Here is an 18581-nt window from a genome sequence, read left to right on the forward strand (position 1 = left end):
TAACGATTTTACTGACGCTGACGTACCATTTCAAAAAAACAGATCGAGCCAGCAATGGCTACGTTTAGTGATTCTTGACCACCCGGTTGAGGAATCGCTACAGCTTCTGCATGTTGTAATGCATACTCAGAAACACCTTGACCTTCATTGCCTAAAATCCACACACATTGTTTGCGCAAATTTTTGCTATATAGGTTTTCAGACTGATGTGAGCTTGTTGCATACACTGGAATTTTGAATTTCGTCAAAATATCTTCAAGGGCAATATTTTCAAAGGTATTTAATGAAAAATGTGCGCCCATACCTGCGCGTAATACACGCGGTGACCAGAGTGATGCAGAGCCTTTGGTACAAACGACTTGCTCAATACCCGCTGCGGCAGCAGAACGGAGTAGGGTACCTACATTACCAGGGTCTTGAATGTTGTCTAAAATTAAGGTGTCTTCACTGAAGTTAAGCGCTTCACTTGAACTTGGTAAATCCACAATCGCTAAGCAAGCAATAGATGTTCCAAGTGTACTGATATCTTTGTATAAAGATTCACTTAGAATGAACACCGCACCTTGATATTGTTCCGCAATGCGGTCGAAGTCGGCATGATTAATTGCTTGTTCAGTGGTGAAAATCGATTTGATTGGACGTTTTGAGTCTAACCATGACAACACCAAGTGTGTGCCTTCCAAAACAGTTTGACCTTGTTTTTTACGGTAGGCATTTTGTTCGATTAAGCCACGGAGGTGCTTAATTTTCGGGTTGTCTTTTGATTCGAGATAAATCAGAGCCATGAGGGAGATATCCACGAAAGTCAGCAAAAATACTGACTTTCGTTATTAGAAATTAATTATGGTATGAAGTAACTAGGTCAACTTCGTTTTTAGAACCAATAATCACAGGAACACGTTGATGAAGTTCTGTTGGTTGGATGTCTAGAATGCGGACACGGCCTGTTGTAGAAGCACCGCCAGCTTGTTCCATCAACATACTCATTGGGTTTGCTTCGTACATTAAACGTAGACGGCCTGCTTTTTTCGGATCTTTGAAGTCGTATGGATACATGAAGATACCGCTACGGCAAAGAATACGATGAATATCACCCACCATGCATGCGACCCAACGCATATTGAAGTCTTTTTCACGCGGGCCAGTTTTACCTGCAAGAAGTTCGTCGATATAACGTTTTACAGGTTCTTCCCAGTGACGTTGGTTCGATGCATTAATTGCATATTCTTTAGTGTCTGCTGCAACCGCAATCGCATCTTTAGTTAATAAGAATTCTTTGCTTTCTGGATCAAAAGTAAAGAATACTACGCCAGCACCGACAGTTAGAGCCATCATTGTTGATGGGCCATACAGTACATAACCTGCAGCCGCTTGGTTAACACCCGCTTGCATGAAATCTTCAGCTTGCGTTACCGCATTTTTTGCAGGAAGAATTGAGAAAATTGTGCCGACACACATGTTGATATCGATGTTGCTTGAACCATCTAATGGGTCAAATAAGACAAGATAATCGCCATTTTCTTGAGCTGGCGTGAATTCATCTAATTCTTCAGAAGCCAAACCACCAACATGTGGATGAACTTTTAATGCATCGATGAGGTAATCATTTGAAATGACATCAAGTTTCTTTTGTTCTTCACCTTGAACGTTTTCGTGTTGCGCGCTACCCAATACACCAGCCAAAGCACCTTTTTGTAAAAGAAGGTCGATGTCTTTGCATGTATTACCAATTGTTTCAATAACTTGTGCTAATGCAGGAGTAAGATTACCACTTTGTTGTTGTAGAAATTGGGAAAGGGTGAGATTTGACATAACCGGAAAACTCCAAATATTAATTTATCAAAAATGATAAAAATGTGATTGTGCAACATTTTAGATGAGAACGATGGAAAAGAAAAATTAAACTAGACTATTTGTCGTGATTTTACCCTTGCAAGTCCTGAATAACATGCTATGTTGAATCTAATGTATAAATCGAAAGACAGGGAGCACAACAATGACCACACAAAAATTTGATGCGACTCCGACTGCAACTGAGGGATTGAATTTAGACGATATTTCTGCGGATACCGTAAAAGCTGCTTGGAGCAGTTACGAAGCAAAAGCAGAGTATAAAAAGTTCAATAAACATGATCTCATTGAGTCGATGCAAACAGAAAAAGAAAATGCTGAACATCCAGAAGCAGAAGCATAATGATTTGGATTATTAAGCTAATTTTCTAGTTGGTAAAGCTAAGGATCTCGTTTTAAAAGTCGTTTATTTGTATTTTTAATTGGTATTTTCTTAAAGTTCTAAAGCCGCTAACTGAATTTATCCTGAGTTAAAGGGCTAAAATGAGTTAAGGACAGAACGTTGCAAATGAAACGATATAAATTAAATGATACGGGTTAAATCAAAAAAGCACTCATTAATGAGTGCTTTTTTTTAGCTCAGACTTTTTCAAGTCTTATTTAAGTAGCGGAGGAACAGCTTCGTAGTTAATTTCTACGCGGCGGTTTTCTTTCCATGCATTTTCATCATGACCCGCATTGATTGGCATTTCTTTACCATAGCTGACTGCTTCAAGCTGGTTAGGGCTTACACCTGTTGTAATCAGGAAGCTTTCAACAGCTTTGGCACGACGTTCACCAAGTGCCATGTTGTATTCACGAGTACCACGTTCATCGGTGTGACCTGTTAAAGCTACGCGTGAGTTTGCATTAGCAACAAGGAACTGAGCATGAGCTTGAAGGGTTTGTAAGTCTTCATTGCTAAGCTCGGTACTGTCGTAGTCAAAGTGTACTACGCGCTTCGCTAAAAATGCTTTATTCGCTTCAGTTACACCTTTCGATGATGCACCTGCAAGGTTTTGTGCATTGAGTGCTGCATCTTCACTTAAGCCTGAAGTGTTTACAGTGGTTGAGCCATTTGGGTTTTGTCCTGCTTGTACATCTGCTGCAGGTTTACGGCTGGCACAACCAGTCATTACTAATGCTGTAGCTAAAACAGGTAGCGCAATCAGTTTCATTGCTTTCATATTGATCTCCATGACGGTTATTTATGATGTTTCATTAAAAAGTTATTGTTGAATAAATCATGCAGTGTTTATTTCGGTGCCCAAGCTGGCTCACGAACTTCACCTTGTTCACTTGGTAAGTTCATGCGGAAACGACCATCTAAAGACATGATCGAGAGCAAACCACGGTTTGCTTCACGTGTTGCATACACGACCATTTGACCATTTGGTGAGAAGCTTGGGGATTCATCTAAACTAGTTGGCGTTAAAATATTGGTTACACCAGAACCAATGTCTTGAACCGCAACTTTATAGTTACTACCGCTAGGACGATGTACCAAAGCTAATTTTTTACCGTCCGAACTTAACGTACCACGTGCATTGAAAGCGCCACGGAAAGTTAAACGTTTTACACTTTCAGCACTTAAGTTGTAGGTATAAATTTGTGGAGAGCCACCACGGTCAGAGGTAAAAATAAATGATTTACCGTCAGGGGCATAACGTGCTTCTGTATCAATCGCTGTGTCATTGGTCATGCGTTTTAATTGGCGAGTCTGTAAATCCATTTGATAGATTTCAGGATTGCCATGCATTGAAGCGGTAAACAACATCGATTTACCATCAGGTGAGAAGCTTGGTGCACCATTTAGACCACGGAAACTTGCTACTTTTTCACGGTTACCACTTGCTAAGTCTTGGATGTAAATTGCAGGGCGCTTGGTTTCAAAAGAAACATAGGCTAGCTTTTTCGCATCAGGCGTCCACGCAGGGGAAAGGATTGGATCTCGTGAAGTCAAAATCGTACGGGGTTGTTCACCATCTGTATCTGCAATTTGTAGGGTATAGCGCTGATCTGGTGTTGCTGCATTACGCAATACATAGGCAATACGGCCGCTGAAGTCACCTGGAATGCCAGTTAAAGCTTGATAGATCGCATCACTGATCATATGCGCTGCTTGACGGTAACGTGAAGCAGGTACAGTGAGTAGTTCATTTAACAGGTATTGTTTTTTTTCAACATCATACAGTTGGTAGTGAATTTCATAAGAGCCATCAGCCGTTGTTTTTGATGTACCTGTCACGACATAGGGTACGCCCGCAGCTTTCCATGCTTCTGCATTAGGTGAATTTATTGTTGCAGTTGCAGGTAAGTTTTTAGAGGCACTGGTAAATTTACCTGAGCGGTTCAAGTCATTTTCAACCACTGGATAAATATTTGAGTCATTACTAAAAGGCACGATCGCAATTTTAGGTGCTTCTTCAGGAGCTTTAGTGATTTCGAGGTGAAGCTGCGCATGCGTTTGAGTCACTAAAACTGGGCTCAAAGCAGTGAATACGGCTAAGCAAAGAAGATGTTTACGCGTCATTTCCATCATTCGCTAATTACTCTAAAAATGTGAGTTATTGTCTGTATTTGGTTGTGTCACATAATGGCATGATTTTGGATTATTAAAAGCATGAAAATATGACTGAACTGTTATAACACTGTGAAAAATGCAGAGATTTTATTCGAGTTCACTGAAGTTTATCTTAAAATTGGTGCAGACAACATCACATTTTGAATTGGAAATGATAATTCTATATAGTTGAAATTTAATTTTTGAATCAAATGTTTAGAAGAAATAAGTAGCTCTTGATTAGGCTGAGTTAGTAAAACTTATATATATGTCATTTTATGAAAAGTGTCGACCAAATAGAATTTGTTTCATTCAAAAAATCAGTGAATGAACCCATCTAATCAATAAATTTTCCAAAGTTTGCCATATTCAGAAGAAATATAAAAAAATCCCCGCAATCAATGCAGGGATTTATCAAACTTAATTTGAAGATCTAAATGTAGAGGTAAAGCTTTGTGCTTCACGTCTAGCATCAGGGTCGCTTGGCATTGGGTACGGTGCTGCAGCACGAACCGCGGCTTCAATACTGGCTTTCATATCAGGGTCACTAGAGTTCACAATAACTGATCGGACTGAACCACTTTCTGATAATGTCACCCGAGCAGTTGCCGATTTACCCGCAGAGTCAGAAGGTGTGTCCCATGCACGACGGATTTTATTTTCAAAATCTTTCTTTGCAGTAGATGCAATCTTCTTCGCTTCAGCCTTTTTCTGTGCGGCTTCTTCAGCTGCTTTTTTAGCTGATGAAGCTTTGGCTTCTTCGGCTGCACGTTCGCGTGCTTCGGCATCGGCTTTAGCCTTTGCATCTGCCTTGGCTTTTGCATCGGCATCTGCTTTACGTTTTGCAGCTTCTGCATTGGCCTTGGCTTTCGCATCAGCATCTGCTTTACGTTTTGCAGCTTCTGCATTGGCCTTGGCTTTCGCATCAGCATCTGCTTTACGTTTTGCAGCTTCCGCATTGGCCTTAGCTTTGGCATCAGCATCTGCTTTACGTTTTGCAGCTTCCGCATTGGCTTTAGCTTTTGCATCGGCGTCTGCTTTACGTTTTGCAGCTTCTGCATTGGCCTTAGCTTTTGCATCAACATCTGCTTTACGTTTTGCAGCTTCTGCATTGGCCTTGGCTTTCGCATCAGCATCTGCTTTACGTTTTGCAGCATCCGCATTGGCCTTGGCTTTTGCATCTGCATTGGCTTTTGCCGTTGCTGCAGCTTTGGCTTTGTCAGCTTCTGCTTTTCTTAAAGCATCGGCACGGATTTTTTCAGCCTTGGCTTTGGCATCAGCATCTGCTTTACGTTTTGCTGCTTCAGCATTGGCTTTCGCCGTAGCATCTGCGTTTGCTTTTGCCTTGGCCGCATCCGCTTGGGCTTCTTGTTGTGCTTTTAGTTTTGCAGCTTCAGCCGCTTTAGCTTGTTCTTGAGCACGCTTTGCATTGTCCGCAGCTTTTTGTTCAGCAAGTTGTTGTGCTTTTGCCGCAGTGAGTGCCTGTTGAGCAGCAATCTGTGGATCTGCCTTAGGTGGTTCTGCTGGCTTAGGTGGTGCAGCCGTTGGAATCTCGGGTGCTGGTTCAACGCTAGGTTCTGCTGTTTGCGTGATTTGTTCAGCTACATTTTCATGCGCGGTTTCATCAAACTCAGTGACTTCACGTGTTACAGGTTTTAAATCTTCCGGTTTTACCAAAACAGTGGTTATTTTTTTAGGGGGCTCAGGTGGTTTACTCATGCCAAGATAAAGTAAGCCAACCACAGCGACGATATGCACACCTAGTGTGAAACCAATCGCAACGGCTTTTTGTTTAAAAGGCGGCTTGTTGAAATCTTTCATAAATTATTTTAATGGCTCAGTCAGTAAACCTACTTGTGTTAAACCTGCATCTTGAAGGGCAGACATGAGTTTCATGACTTCACCATAAGGACGAGATTCACTGCCGTTAATTAGGACACTCATTTGCTTTTTCTGTTCGTTCGCTTCATTTTGTGAAACGGTTAAAACAGATTTTAGTTCATCGAGTGTGAGTACATCATTTTGATGATTTTTATCTTCGAGTTTGATCGTACCATCCGCCTCAAGTGTAACAATCGCAGGGCGATCTTCCGCTTGCATAGGCGTGCCATTCGCCTGTGGTAAGTCGACTTTGACACCTGTGGTGATCATAGGTGCAGTGACCATGAAAATCACTAAAAGAACTAACATGACATCAATATAAGGTACGACGTTCATGTCACTTTTTAATGGTTTTTTGATACGCTCAAAGCGTCCAGAACGTTGAATAGCCATTAGTCATTGTCCTGAGTTGAACCTACAGACTGGCGTTGCAATAACGCAACCATTTCTTCGGCAAAAAGTGCACGATCGTTATAAACGGCTTCACCTTTGGCTGTGAAATGGTTAAATGCAAGTACAGCAGGAATCGCTGCAAAAAGACCAATTGCCGTTGCAATCAATGCCTCTGCAATACCAGGAGCAACCGTAGCAAGGGTGACTTGGTCAACATCTGCTAAACCAATAAAGGCGTTCATAATGCCCCAAACAGTACCGAATAAACCGACATAGGGTGCAACCGAGCCAATACTAGCAAGCGCGCCTAAACCATTTTCTAAATGTCCTTGGTCACGGCTTAAACCCACACGAAGAATACGTTCTGTACCTTCAATGGATTGTTCTGCGCTGGCATTACGTTTTTTAAGTTTGAAAAACTCGCCTAAACCTTGATAGAAAACATCTTCAAGGCCAACACGTTTCGAGTTGAGCTGAGCATTGTTGTATAAAGTATTGAGTTCGGCGCCAGACCAAAATATTTTTTGGAAATGTTCATCGTCAGCCTGCGCTTTTTTATAACTCATGTGTAACTTGGCAATCAGATACCAACTGAATAACGAAGCTAAGAGCAGCAGGAGCATTACCAGTTGTACAACAGGACTTGCTTGTAAGATGAGGTCTGAAACTTTGAGTGTTGATTCTAGTTGAGTTGCCATAGTTACTACATGTGCCAAATAATTTTTTTAATCTTGTTCCAATTCTTTCAGAATCAGTTCACGTATTTCATCAGGAAGGCGACGGGGTTTCATCTCTGCACTGATACATGCCAATTCTACCTCACCTGATGCCAGCATAATATCACCACGATAAATATTTTGTTGCAACACAAATGACGTAGCCTTACATGAAACTACACTTGCTGTAACAGTAATCAGGTCATCCATTAATATAGGGCGTGAATATTTCACATTAATTTTATGAACTACAAAGTTGTAATCTTTTTGATGCCAATAATGGTCTACACCTGAAGCGCGCAGCCATTCTGTGCGGGTACGTTCCATAAAGCGAATATGATTTGCGTGGTAAACAATGCCACCTGCATCTGTATCTTCAATATATACACGAATGTTGAATTCGAATTTATTCGCCATGAGAGTGTTCCGTCTTTATAAAATCTGAAAAATATTGGTCTGCACTTCAGCAAAGAATTAGAGCATTTAAAAATGGCGATAATTCAATGATTCGTCAAGTGCTTCAATGACGGGCAGTTTAGCACCGTGAGTCATCAGTCCAATGGCACAAGGTTTCAACTCACGTAAATCTTTAACTTTCGTAGTTGTCATTATTGGTTAAAAAAGAGACTACTTTTAATTTGTTTGTTCATCTAATTTAAATTTTGCATCGACAAAATCCTGTAGATGAGCTGCTAAATATCCCGCAATATGAAAGTGAGTTTCTTCCATTTTCTTTTTCTGTTGCTTTGGGAGTAATGCCTTTAAAGATTCATACATATACGTTAAGCAGCAAAAGCCAAGGCCAATAACTAACATAAGTAAAAGTTTATTAGCTAGATCTATCCAGAAAAACACATAAACAAGTATGACTAAAGCAAAGAATGAGAGGCTGAAATAAAATGTATTAATTTTTGCTGGCTTAAAGTTTTCCTTGACCAAAACTTGTACGTCGTCGTGATAGTACGTCCCAATAAAAATGAGGGCAGAAGTATAGTTGAAGCTCAGGTTTTTTATACGATATGCAGAAGGCGATTGTTTAATAGTTAAGATATTATCTTCACTTACTTCTATGGTTTCTTTGCTAAGAATGTTTTCACATTCGACAGTGATAAAATAATTGTATTCGGTGTGGAATAAGCTTTCAAAATCACTCATTTGTTTAGGGCTAAATGAACTGATGGGTTGTTCTCTGGGAATGTGTTCAATGGCACTGTCTAATGGAAGGTTTTGAATGTATTCGCTATTAATTTTGTTAATTATTCTATTCTCAAGATTTATCATTTTAGTTTGCTGTTTGTAGTGGATTGAATTTATTTAAAAATTTAAATAAACATTCAGGGAGAATTTAACTCCCTGAAGTCGTTTGGTGAATAATCAGCTATTTATCTTTAGGCTCAGGCGGTGTCATACCAAATTGCAAATACGCCATATTGGTGGCAATACGCCCACGTGCAGTACGCATAACATAACCTTGTTGAATTAAATACGGTTCAATCACATCTTCTAATGTGCCTGAATCTTCAGCCATAGCTGCAGCCAAAGCTTCAACACCTGCAGGGCCGCCGTCAAAACGTTCCAATAACATTGAAAGGTAACGACGGTCTAAAGTGTCTAAACCATCTTTATCGACATTCAACATATCTAAAGCACGTTGCGCCATTTCTTGGGTCACTTCGCCTGTACCTTTGACTTGGGCATAATCTCGAACACGGCGTAATAAACGGTTGGCAATACGTGGCGTACCACGTGCACGACGTGCAACTTCCAGTGCGCCATCTTCAGTAATCGGTACATCCATTAAGTTTGCTGAACGAGTCACAATATGAGTCAGATCTTTTACGGAATAGAACTCTAAACGTTGCACAATCCCGAAACGATCACGTAAAGGTGAGGTGAGTAGTCCCGCACGTGTGGTTGCTGCAACTAATGTAAATGCAGGTAAGTCGAGCTTGATAGAACGGGCAGCTGGTCCTTCACCAATCATGATATCCAGTTGGTAATCCTCCATCGCTGGATAGAGAATTTCCTCGATGACCGGTGAAAGTCGATGGATCTCATCAATAAATAATACATCACCTTCTTCGAGGTTGGTTAGCATCGCAGCTAAATCGCCTGCACGCTCAAGGACAGGGCCTGATGTTGATTTTAAGTTGCCACCCATTTCACGGGCAATAATATTGGCCAGTGTGGTTTTACCTAAACCCGGAGGGCCAAAAATTAAGGTGTGATCGAGTGCTTCTTCACGGCCACGCGCAGCACCGATAAAGATTTCCATTTGTTCACGGACGACAGGCTGCCCGATGTAGTCATCAAGGGATGTTGGGCGAATGGCACGGTCGAAGTGGTCTTCGGGTTTTTCTGAACCACTGATAAGACGGTCTTGCATAATTATTAACTAATCTCTATATCGTTGTGGAAGAATCACAGCCTCAAAAAGCGATTGAACTTTAAATGCCATTGTATAGGCGATTCTCACTTTTGACTGGGCAAAAGTGACAAAACCCATTTGTTAAACTGATGCTACGTCCTTGTAGCACAGTTTAACGGCGACATCCTTGTCGCCTGCGTGATTCACATACTGTCTATAGCTCTAAAAGGCAAAGGATGCAGTGCTCATTAGAAACTAAAAATTATTTATTCATCGACTTTAATGCAGCACGGATAATGTCGCTGGCTTCAGTAAAGTCACCTTTGGCAGCATTCACTAATTTTTGTGCTTCAATTGGTTTGTAACCTAATGATTGTAAGGCCGCCTCAGCTTCGGCTACGGCAGAGTTGCCCGTAAATTGAATTTGTTCAACAGTTGAATTCGTTGGTGCCGTGCCTGAAGCCATGGCTTTAAAGCGATCACGTAACTCAATCATGAGGCGTTCAGCGGTTTTTTTACCTACACCCGGAACTTTGACTAAGGTGTTTACATCTTCATGTTCAACCGTGTGAATCAGCATTTCAACACTTAACGTTGAAAGAATGCCAAGCGCCATTTTAGGCCCAACACCATTTACTTTAAGTAACGTGCGGAAAATTAATTTTTCTTGTGGGTTACTAAAACCATAAAGCAGTTGTGCATCTTCACGAACTGCAAGATGTGTCCAAAGCGTAACTTTTTGACCTTTTTGTAGTTGGCAAAATGTTGAAAGTGGGGTGTCAATTTCATAGCCCACACCATTTACATTGAGTAATACTGTTGGTGCTTCCAATGCCAGCACTTCACCAATTAAACATCCGATCATGTCATTTATTCACTTTATTTAAGTTCAGACTATATTTAAGTTCACTGTGGGCATTCCCCACATGTCCAAGTTTGTTGTGAGATTAGCGTGAAGGATAGTGAATTGCTAGCCTTCGATATTTTTAATGGTTTAAAAGAAACCAACTTTATTCCCTTGTAACTCTTGCGCTAAATTATAGGCTTGATGGTCTGAAAACTTAGAGATGATATCGAGTACTTGCATAATATTGTCATAATGCGACATACCAAAATGTGCTCCTGAACGATGTAAAATAGACATCAATCGTTGCTCTTTAAAGCTCAAAGTTTTATTGGGCGTGGTCAGTGGAATAAAGGCATCCAAAATATTTTGCAAACTTTGGTGTGCAATAATTTCCAAACCTGCCTTATGCGGATGTTCAAAGATTTTATCACGAGCCAGTTCTTTGGCACGGTTAATCCCGATTTCAATATCTTCACTGCAATATTGCAATAAACTGCCTTTAAGTTGACCAGACAAAATTTCATTATGATGACGTGCAAAAGCTGTAGTTACTTCTTCAACCAAACGCTTCATCACACGGCCACGCAAAGCGGCAATTTTCTGCTGCCATGTGGTATCCGTCATTGCAAGTTCGGCAGGAATACCATAATCACCAATCAGGTCAAGGAAAATTGGCTCAACTTCATTATAACTCAACATATTGAGAATAATGCCATCTTCCAAATCAATCAGGGCATAGCACATATCATCTGCGGCTTCAAGCAAATAGGTCAATGGATGACGGCAATAGTGATATTCGCCCAGTTGAATTAAACCCAATTGTTCTGCAATTTGCTGCAAGATTTCTTTTTCTGCTTGATAACAACCAAACTTTGCACGTTGACTCGCAGGTTTATTGCCTTGCGATGCAATGGTTTTTGATAGCCACGGGTATTTTAAATATGCACCCAACGTTGCATAGGTTAAACGCATACCACCATCATTCGGGTGATAGTCAATTTTAGTCAGTAAACGTAAGCCTTGTGCATTACCTTCAAACTGACGCACATCGGCTTCTTCTTCAGGGCTTAAGTCCTGTAAAAAGTTGGTATGCGATGCGTCATCAAACCATTCTCGAATGGCATATTCGCCTGCATGGCCAAAAGGTGGATTACCAATATCGTGTGCCAAGCACGCAGCTTGAATAATTGCACCGACATCGGCAGGTGAAATCCACATCGGGAGTTCATCTTTAATTTTTTCAGCCGCCAGCATCCCCAATGAACGTCCAATACAAGACACTTCTAAAGAGTGAGTCAGGCGAGTATGAATACCATCGTGTTGGGTGAGGGGATGGACTTGGGTCTTGCGGTTTAATTGTCGAAAGCTTTGCGAAAATATAATGCGGTCATAGTCTTTGTGGAAGGGGCTACGTGCCTGTTCAGAACTGTGTTTATTGCTACCAATACGAACTGTAGAAAGAAGTTCAAGCCAACGCATTTGAGTCATTTATCATTATTCAATTATTACTTGAATTGAATAATGCCAAACTTAGCAGAAAAGCACTAGTGTGGGGCGACACAACTTGTCTTAAAAGATGTATGAGTGATTTGCCTTAATGAAATGCAAAACAAAACAGAAATTTAAAAATGGGCTGTTAGTATAGATGGGCAAATTTTACCTTTTATCCCATTTTTTAATTTTCAATGAGAATAATTTAAATGTATAGAAAACAATTTCTTCCTACTTTGACTGCACTAAGTTTGGGCGTGACATTTTTTTTGTCAGGTTGTACAAGTTTCAATACAGAAAAAAATATAACGAAAGTGCAGCCAAACCAAAATGTTGCTGCATCAGAAAATAGCATGATGCATCATTTACAAACATTTGAAGAAATTGCGGAACAAAATGGTGGCAATCGTGCAGTAGGTACAGCAGGTGGATTGGCTTCTGCACAATATATTCTTGAACAAGCCAAGAAAGCAGGCTTGCACGCGCAAATGTTGCCATTTGAAAATCGAGAAAAGACCGTTGGGCAAAATATTGTGATTGAGATTGAAGGGCAATCCAAAGATACCGCTGTGCTTGTCGGCGCGCACTATGATTCGGTGAAAATGGGGCCTGGGATTAATGATAATGCTTCAGGCGTTGCAGTATTGTTAGCATTATTACAAGACTATGCGAAGCAAAAGGTAAAACCTAAACACACACTATATCTTGCCTTTTGGGATTCGGAAGAGGTTGGTATTGCAGGTTCACAAGCTTTTGTGAAATCACTCAGTGAGAAACAGCTTCAAGGCATTCAAGCCTATATCAATGTTGATATGGTGGGAACAAAGAATCCGAATATCATGATTGCCGATGGTGACCATTCATCAATTACAGAAATGGCGGCACAGTTTAAAGCCAATGGACTTGCACAAAGTGATTATCAGCCAATCTTAGACAGCATGAGTCAATTACCTAAGCACCCGCAGGATGCTGCATTAGAACAAAGTATGCGTCAATATTTTAAAACCAATAATATGCAGATTAAAGATGATGTAACGACTTTAACAGCAAGCGATACTTTGCCATTTTTAGGGAAAGTTCCCGTTACTTCACTAATTTTATTTAATGAGCAAATGAAAGGTGATGAACTAGAATTTGCACCGTGCTACCACAAGGCTTGCGATACGATTGATGGTGTAGATGTAAACTCACTGAACTTAGCCCTTAATGTTATTCAACATCTATTGTCAGATTTGAATAAATAAAATGTTTCAATTTCAAATGTGAATTGATTTTAGTCTTTATGAATTTCAGGTTTAAATCTCACACATTTAGACCTGAAATTCATTTTCAAATATGGTTTGAACGCTTGATTAAAAAGTGAGTTGTTGTTGAAAAATAAAACATTTTTATAGTTTGAATATTATTCTTAGGATGAAATGAAAAAATCAGATAATTTTGTGTTAATCTGTGCGACTAAATTCAATTTTATTATTTAAAAATAAAAGCATTATTGCCTAAACTTCCCGATATAAGCACTACAATTTCACTTTCACATCTAGCTGATTTAACTAATACACAGTAGAATATGCGCTCTCTCAAGTCACATTGTGGCATGGTCTTTTCGATCATCCCGTGGAGCCAAAATCAGCATGTTTATCGTTGCCGGTGCACCTGCACATTCTTCATTTAAGAAAACTCAACTATTATCACGTTTAACGTCAATTAGTTCTGTTCAATCAATTGAAAGTCAATGGGTTTACCTTTTTGACCAAGCGCTCAACGAGCAACAACAGCAATCCGCTTTACAGCTTCTCAACGATGGTCAATCTTTTGAATTGCACCAAGCAGCAAGTGACGAAGTCCAAATTTTAGTGACGCCACGTGTTGGAACCATCTCTCCGTGGTCGTCTAAGGCAACAGACATTTTTGCCAACTGTAATACACCGGTTCATCGCCTTGAACGCGGTGTTTTGTTTACTTTGAAGGGCGTAAATGCTGTTTCTGATGAAGTAAAACTAGCATTACATGATCGCATGACCGAAAGTGTTTTCAATGCTATTGAAGATGCTGCGGCACTTTTCTCTGAAACTGAACCAAAGCCGCTAAATGCAATTGATATTTTAGGTCAAGGCAAAGACGCTTTAGTGAAAGCAAACTCTGAGTTTGGTTTTGCACTATCTGACGAAGAAATTGATTATTTAGTTGCGGCGTTTAACAAGCTTGGCCGTAACCCGCATGACATCGAATTGATGATGTTTGCCCAAGCGAACTCAGAGCATTGCCGTCACAAAATTTTCGGTTCTGAATGGACAATTGATGGTGAAGTTCAACCATTGTCATTGTTCCAAATGATTAAAAACACCTATAAAGAATCACCTACAGATGTATTGTCGGCATATAAAGACAACGCTTCTGTAATTGTTGGTTTTGACACACAGCGTTTTTATCCAAAACAAGACGCTGAAACAGGTCACCACGTTTATAAATACAAGAGCCAAGCCGCTCACATCTTGATGAAAGTGGAAACACATAACCATCCGACAGCGATTGCACCATTTGCTGGTGCAGCAACAGGTTCGGGCGGTGAAATCCGTGACGAAGGCGCAACAGGTCGTGGTGGTAAGCCAAAAGCAGGTTTAACAGGTTTCACTGTTTCTAACTTGAATATTCCAGGCTTTGAACAGCCTTGGGAAGAAAACTACGGCAAACCATCTCGTATGGCATCTCCACTTCAAATTATGATTGAAGGCCCATTGGGCGGTGCAGCCTTTAACAACGAATTTGGTCGTCCTGCGTTAAACGGTTACTTCCGTACATTTGAACAAAATGTCAATGGCGATGTAAAAGGCTTCCATAAGCCAATTATGATTGCCGGCGGTTACGGTAACATCCGTCCTGACCATGTAGAAAAAGATGCGATTCAACCAGGCGATTTACTCATCGTACTGGGTGGTCCTGCAATGCTCATCGGCTTAGGTGGCGGTGCAGCGTCTTCTGTAGACAGCGGTAAGTTGGGTGAAAACCTAGATTTCGCTTCTGTACAACGTGAAAACCCAGAAATGGAACGCCGTTGCCAAGAAGTCATCGATGCGTGCTGGCGCATGGAAGATCATAACCCCATCGTGTCTGTACATGACGTAGGCGCGGGCGGTATCTCAAATGCCATGCCTGAACTTGTGAACGATCACGAGTTAGGTGCGGTACTTGATCTGCGTAAAATTCCATCGCTTGAAAAAGGCATGTCTCCGATGGAGATCTGGTCGAATGAAGCGCAAGAACGCTATGTATTGGCAATCCGTCCATCATCTTTAGAACTCTTTGAATCACTATGTGCACGTGAACGCTGTCCATTCGCCGTACTAGGTGAAGCGACTGAAGCGCGTCATTTGACTGTTGAAGATCCATTATTCGGCAACAAAGCTGTGGATATGCCAATGCAAGTGATGCTTGGCGGCACACCGCGCATGAGCCGTTCATACGAAACGATTGAACGCAAAGGCGATGACTTTGATGCGTCTAAAGTGACTGATCTAAAAGATGCAATTTACCGCGTTCTTAAGAATCCAACTGTTGCATCTAAATCGTTCTTAATCACCATTGGTGACCGTTCGATTACAGGTATGGTTGCACGTGATCAGTTTGTAGGTCGTTGGCAAGTGCCTGTAGCGGATGCTGCAGTAACAACGACTAGCCTTGTTGGTTATACAGGTGAAGCGATGGCAATGGGTGAGCGTCCACCAGTTGCGTTGTTGAATCCTGCTGCTTCTGCACGTTTATCTGTAGCAGAATCCATTTCAAACATCATGTCTGCAAAAATCGACCAGATCAGCGACATTAAATTGTCTGCAAACTGGATGGCTGCAGCAGGTCAACCGGGTGAAGACCAAGCATTATTCGAAGGTGTTAAAGCCATCGGTATGGAAATGTGTCCTGCACTAGGTATTGCAATTCCAGTAGGTAAAGACTCATTGTCTATGCGTACAACGTGGAATGACGAAGGCATCGATAAATCTGTAACTTCTCCAATGTCAGGCGTGATCACTGCATTTGCACCTGTGACTGATGTTCGCAAAACATTGACACCTGAATTGAAAAATATCGAGTCTGTACTGGTACGTATTGATTTGTCTAAAGGTCAATTCCGTCTTGGCGGTTCGATCCTTGCTCAGGTTTATAAAGCAATTGGTTCTGTAACACCTGACGTAGACAGCTTCGATGACTTCAAAGCATTCTTTGCATTGGTTCAAGACTGGAACAACCGTGGTCTAATCAAGGCTTACCATGACATCGGTGATGGCGGTCTGCTGGCAACTGTTGCAGAAATGATGTTTGCTTCACGCCTAGGTGTAGCACTTGAAGATCAATCTACTGCAAGCTTGTTTGCAGAAGAAATTGGTGCAGTACTTCAAATCAGCAAAGCGGATTGGGCTGCCTTAGAAGCTGAAGTTGCAGCGTCTAGCCTTAAAGATGCAATTGCGGTTGTAGGTACTGTAAATGATACAGATATTTTAACTGTAAATGGTTTGTGCTTAGACCGTGCTGAATTACAGCAAGCATGGACAGAAGTGTCACATCAAATCCAACGTTTACGTGACAACGTAGAAACTGCGGATCAAGAATATGCGCTGATTGCTGACAAATCACATGCAGGTTTAATTGCAAAACCAACATTTGATTTGAACGAGCCTATCGAAGCACCGTACATCAATGAACGCCGTCCAAACATGGTGATTCTGCGTGAACAGGGTGTAAACGGTCATGTAGAAATGGCTGCTGCATTCGATAAAGTCGGCTTCAACACTGTAGACGTACACATGAGCGACTTGCTTGCTGGCCGTATCAGTCTTGATGACTTTGAAGGTTTAGTTGCATGTGGCGGTTTCTCTTACGGTGACGTATTGGGTGCAGGCGGCGGTTGGGCTAAATCTGTATTGTTTAACCCGAAACTTCGTGACCAATTTGAGAAATTCTTCAACCGTGATGAAACTTTCTCTCTAGGTATTTGTAACGGCTGTCAAATGCTGTCTCAGCTTGCACCATTAATTCCGGGTGCAGAAGCTTGGCCTCGTTTCCACCGCAATACTTCAGAGATGTTTGAAGCACGTGCTGTCAACGTACGCGTTGAAAAATCGAACTCTGTATTGTTAGAAGGTATGGAAGGTTCGATTCTTCCTATCGCTGTAGCACATGGTGAAGGCCGTGTAGTTGCTAGCGCGGAAAACATTGCAGCATTGAATGCAGGCGATCAAGTGATCTTGCGTTATGTAGACAGCCAAGGCAACCCAACGCAGCATTACCCAATGAACCCGAATGGTTCGCCAGAAGCGATTTCAGGTGTAACGTCTAAAGACGGTCGTGCAACGATTATGATGCCGCACCCTGAACGTAACTTCCGTGCGATTCAGCATTCTTGGAAACCAGAAGATTGGGATCAAGACGGTGCTTGGTTACGTATGTTCCGTAATGCACGTAAATTTATTGGTTAATCTTAGATAGATGAATAATAGAAAAGAGCCGCCTTCGGGTGGCTTTTTTTATGTTTAAAATTTACCAAAAGATATATTAATTATTGTGAATGCTTATTTTTACACATATAATCGCTTTCGATTTTTAACCACCTGCGGGTGGTTTTTTGTTGGTTTTAAATTTTTATTTCTCCCACTGAACTTGGTTTAGATTTTGCTTTTATATTTGTGGAAACATGCTAGTGTGTAATTTATGCACAATAACTATGCAAGATTAAAGACTAGCAAGATAAAAGAAAGATGGATAAGTAAACGAGTTCAGTATCAACACTCATGATGAGGTGATGACATGATTAAAATAGTAGAATATTCGGCAGTGGATAAGTCTGCGCTGCGTAAAAAGGGCTGGAAGCTTTTTAGTGCAGTCGTGTGTTTGCAGTTGGTGTTTTTAGTTTTGGGTTATGCTTTGCAGATGTAATATTTGAACAATTGAAACCGCCGTGAGGCGGTTTTTTATGTAAACTAATGCATAATTAAAAAACTGCAAAAATTAATAATGAGCTTTAAACAATTTGTATTATTAAAAGATATAAAAATATTTTTACTTTTAGGCTTTATGTTTCCGTCAACATTGTTAAGTGGGTGCTTTCCTATTTTTAAAACGAAGCATCCGAAAATTAATATAACTGTTATCAATGATCAAAATGAAAAGTTGGACGATGCAGAAGTATTTTTAAATCTTACAACATGGCAAGGCAAGTCTTTTACTGAATCTACATTAAAAAAAACACAGGACGGAATTGCTACATTTTCTGCAGAGAAAAGTTTGCAATTTATTCATATATTTCCAGCAAAATATAGTTGGTCGATTTGCGTTTATAAAAATGGATATAGTCAAAATAGTTTTGTGCCAAAAAGTTCAAATAATCGAACACAAAATTTAGTATTGTTGTTAGATAAAGCTGAAATAGGTGTAGAAAAAAAACAACATTGTTGGAAAGAAAAATCCTAAAATATTGAATTAATAAAACCACCCGAAGGTGAT

Annotated in this window: 18 protein-coding genes; 5 read left to right on the forward strand and 13 right to left on the reverse strand. The window is 40.7% G+C overall.

Annotation, left to right across the window (positions count from 1 at the left end; genetic code table 11):
* Positions 1–8: 8 nt before the first annotated feature.
* Both FTU62_RS13450 and FTU62_RS13455 read right to left on the reverse strand, forming a co-directional pair.
* Complete coding sequence (locus FTU62_RS13450; RefSeq protein ID WP_078192042.1) at positions 9–785, reverse strand: RNA methyltransferase; 777 nt, start codon at positions 783–785, stop codon at positions 9–11.
* A gap of 52 nt (positions 786–837) precedes the next feature.
* Positions 838–1812 (reverse strand): class 1 fructose-bisphosphatase, encoded by a 975-nt coding sequence (locus tag FTU62_RS13455; protein WP_078192041.1) that lies wholly within the window; start codon positions 1810–1812, stop codon positions 838–840.
* A gap of 184 nt (positions 1813–1996) precedes the next feature.
* Here FTU62_RS13455 and FTU62_RS13460 point away from each other — a divergent pair, with 184 nt between their 5' ends.
* Positions 1997–2194: an NF038105 family protein gene (locus tag FTU62_RS13460; protein ID WP_078190373.1), complete on the forward strand. Its 198-nt coding sequence runs from the start codon at positions 1997–1999 to the stop codon at positions 2192–2194.
* Positions 2195–2447: 253 nt separating this feature from the next.
* On the opposite strand, the gene pal is transcribed toward FTU62_RS13460, so the two are convergent.
* The 11 genes from pal to FTU62_RS13510 all read right to left on the reverse strand — a co-directional run bounded on the left by pal (position 2448) and on the right by FTU62_RS13510 (position 12086).
* Positions 2448–3017: a peptidoglycan-associated lipoprotein Pal gene (gene pal / locus FTU62_RS13465; protein ID WP_168378062.1), complete on the reverse strand. Its 570-nt coding sequence runs from the start codon at positions 3015–3017 to the stop codon at positions 2448–2450.
* 68 nt (positions 3018–3085) lie between these two features.
* On the reverse strand, positions 3086–4369 hold the full coding sequence (gene tolB, locus FTU62_RS13470; RefSeq protein ID WP_180102950.1) for a Tol-Pal system beta propeller repeat protein TolB: 1284 nt from the start codon (positions 4367–4369) through the stop codon (positions 3086–3088).
* A 444-nt stretch (positions 4370–4813) separates the two neighbouring features.
* Positions 4814–6214: a cell envelope integrity protein TolA gene (gene tolA, locus FTU62_RS13475; protein ID WP_180102934.1), complete on the reverse strand. Its 1401-nt coding sequence runs from the start codon at positions 6212–6214 to the stop codon at positions 4814–4816.
* 3 nt (positions 6215–6217) lie between these two features.
* Positions 6218–6667: a protein TolR gene (gene tolR, locus FTU62_RS13480; RefSeq protein ID WP_180102935.1), complete on the reverse strand. Its 450-nt coding sequence runs from the start codon at positions 6665–6667 to the stop codon at positions 6218–6220.
* Positions 6667–7365 carry a protein TolQ gene (tolQ, locus tag FTU62_RS13485; RefSeq protein ID WP_078192037.1) on the reverse strand — a complete coding sequence of 233 codons (699 nt, stop codon included), beginning with the start codon at positions 7363–7365 and terminating at the stop codon, positions 6667–6669. Before tolQ ends, tolR begins: the two co-directional genes overlap by 1 nt.
* 27 nt (positions 7366–7392) lie before the next feature.
* Positions 7393–7800: a tol-pal system-associated acyl-CoA thioesterase gene (gene ybgC, locus FTU62_RS13490; protein ID WP_078190367.1), complete on the reverse strand. Its 408-nt coding sequence runs from the start codon at positions 7798–7800 to the stop codon at positions 7393–7395.
* A 66-nt stretch (positions 7801–7866) separates the two neighbouring features.
* Entirely contained in the window at positions 7867–7992 is a 126-nt protein-coding gene (locus FTU62_RS17490) for a hypothetical protein (RefSeq protein WP_257223222.1), read from the reverse strand.
* Positions 7993–8016: 24 nt separating this feature from the next.
* A complete protein-coding gene (locus tag FTU62_RS13495) occupies positions 8017–8664 on the reverse strand; it encodes a hypothetical protein (protein ID WP_180102936.1) in 648 nt (215 codons plus the stop codon).
* A gap of 97 nt (positions 8665–8761) precedes the next feature.
* The gene (gene ruvB / locus FTU62_RS13500) at positions 8762–9769 is read right to left on the reverse strand and encodes a Holliday junction branch migration DNA helicase RuvB (protein ID WP_111883949.1); all 1008 of its coding nucleotides are present in this window, start codon (positions 9767–9769) and stop codon (positions 8762–8764) included.
* 244 nt (positions 9770–10013) lie between these two features.
* Positions 10014–10616: a Holliday junction branch migration protein RuvA gene (ruvA, locus tag FTU62_RS13505; RefSeq protein ID WP_180102937.1), complete on the reverse strand. Its 603-nt coding sequence runs from the start codon at positions 10614–10616 to the stop codon at positions 10014–10016.
* Positions 10617–10745: 129 nt separating this feature from the next.
* Positions 10746–12086 carry a deoxyguanosinetriphosphate triphosphohydrolase gene (locus FTU62_RS13510; protein ID WP_180102938.1) on the reverse strand — a complete coding sequence of 447 codons (1341 nt, stop codon included), beginning with the start codon at positions 12084–12086 and terminating at the stop codon, positions 10746–10748.
* 212 nt (positions 12087–12298) lie between these two features.
* On the opposite strand from FTU62_RS13510, the gene FTU62_RS13515 reads away from it, so the two are divergent.
* The 4 genes from FTU62_RS13515 to FTU62_RS13525 all read left to right on the forward strand — a co-directional run bounded on the left by FTU62_RS13515 (position 12299) and on the right by FTU62_RS13525 (position 18548).
* The gene (locus FTU62_RS13515) at positions 12299–13333 is read left to right on the forward strand and encodes a M20/M25/M40 family metallo-hydrolase (RefSeq protein WP_373886369.1); all 1035 of its coding nucleotides are present in this window, start codon (positions 12299–12301) and stop codon (positions 13331–13333) included.
* Between the two features lie 387 nt (positions 13334–13720).
* Positions 13721–17557: a phosphoribosylformylglycinamidine synthase gene (gene purL, locus FTU62_RS13520; RefSeq protein ID WP_180102940.1), complete on the forward strand. Its 3837-nt coding sequence runs from the start codon at positions 13721–13723 to the stop codon at positions 17555–17557.
* Positions 17558–17885: 328 nt separating this feature from the next.
* On the forward strand, positions 17886–18014 hold the full coding sequence (locus FTU62_RS17495; RefSeq protein ID WP_257223223.1) for a KGW motif small protein: 129 nt from the start codon (positions 17886–17888) through the stop codon (positions 18012–18014).
* Between the two features lie 78 nt (positions 18015–18092).
* Positions 18093–18548: a hypothetical protein gene (locus FTU62_RS13525; protein WP_180102941.1), complete on the forward strand. Its 456-nt coding sequence runs from the start codon at positions 18093–18095 to the stop codon at positions 18546–18548.
* Positions 18549–18581 lie beyond the last annotated feature (33 nt).

This window comes from Acinetobacter sp. YH12126 (assembly GCF_013418745.1).
In the GTDB taxonomy this organism is placed as follows: Bacteria; Pseudomonadota; Gammaproteobacteria; order Pseudomonadales; family Moraxellaceae; genus Acinetobacter; species Acinetobacter amyesii.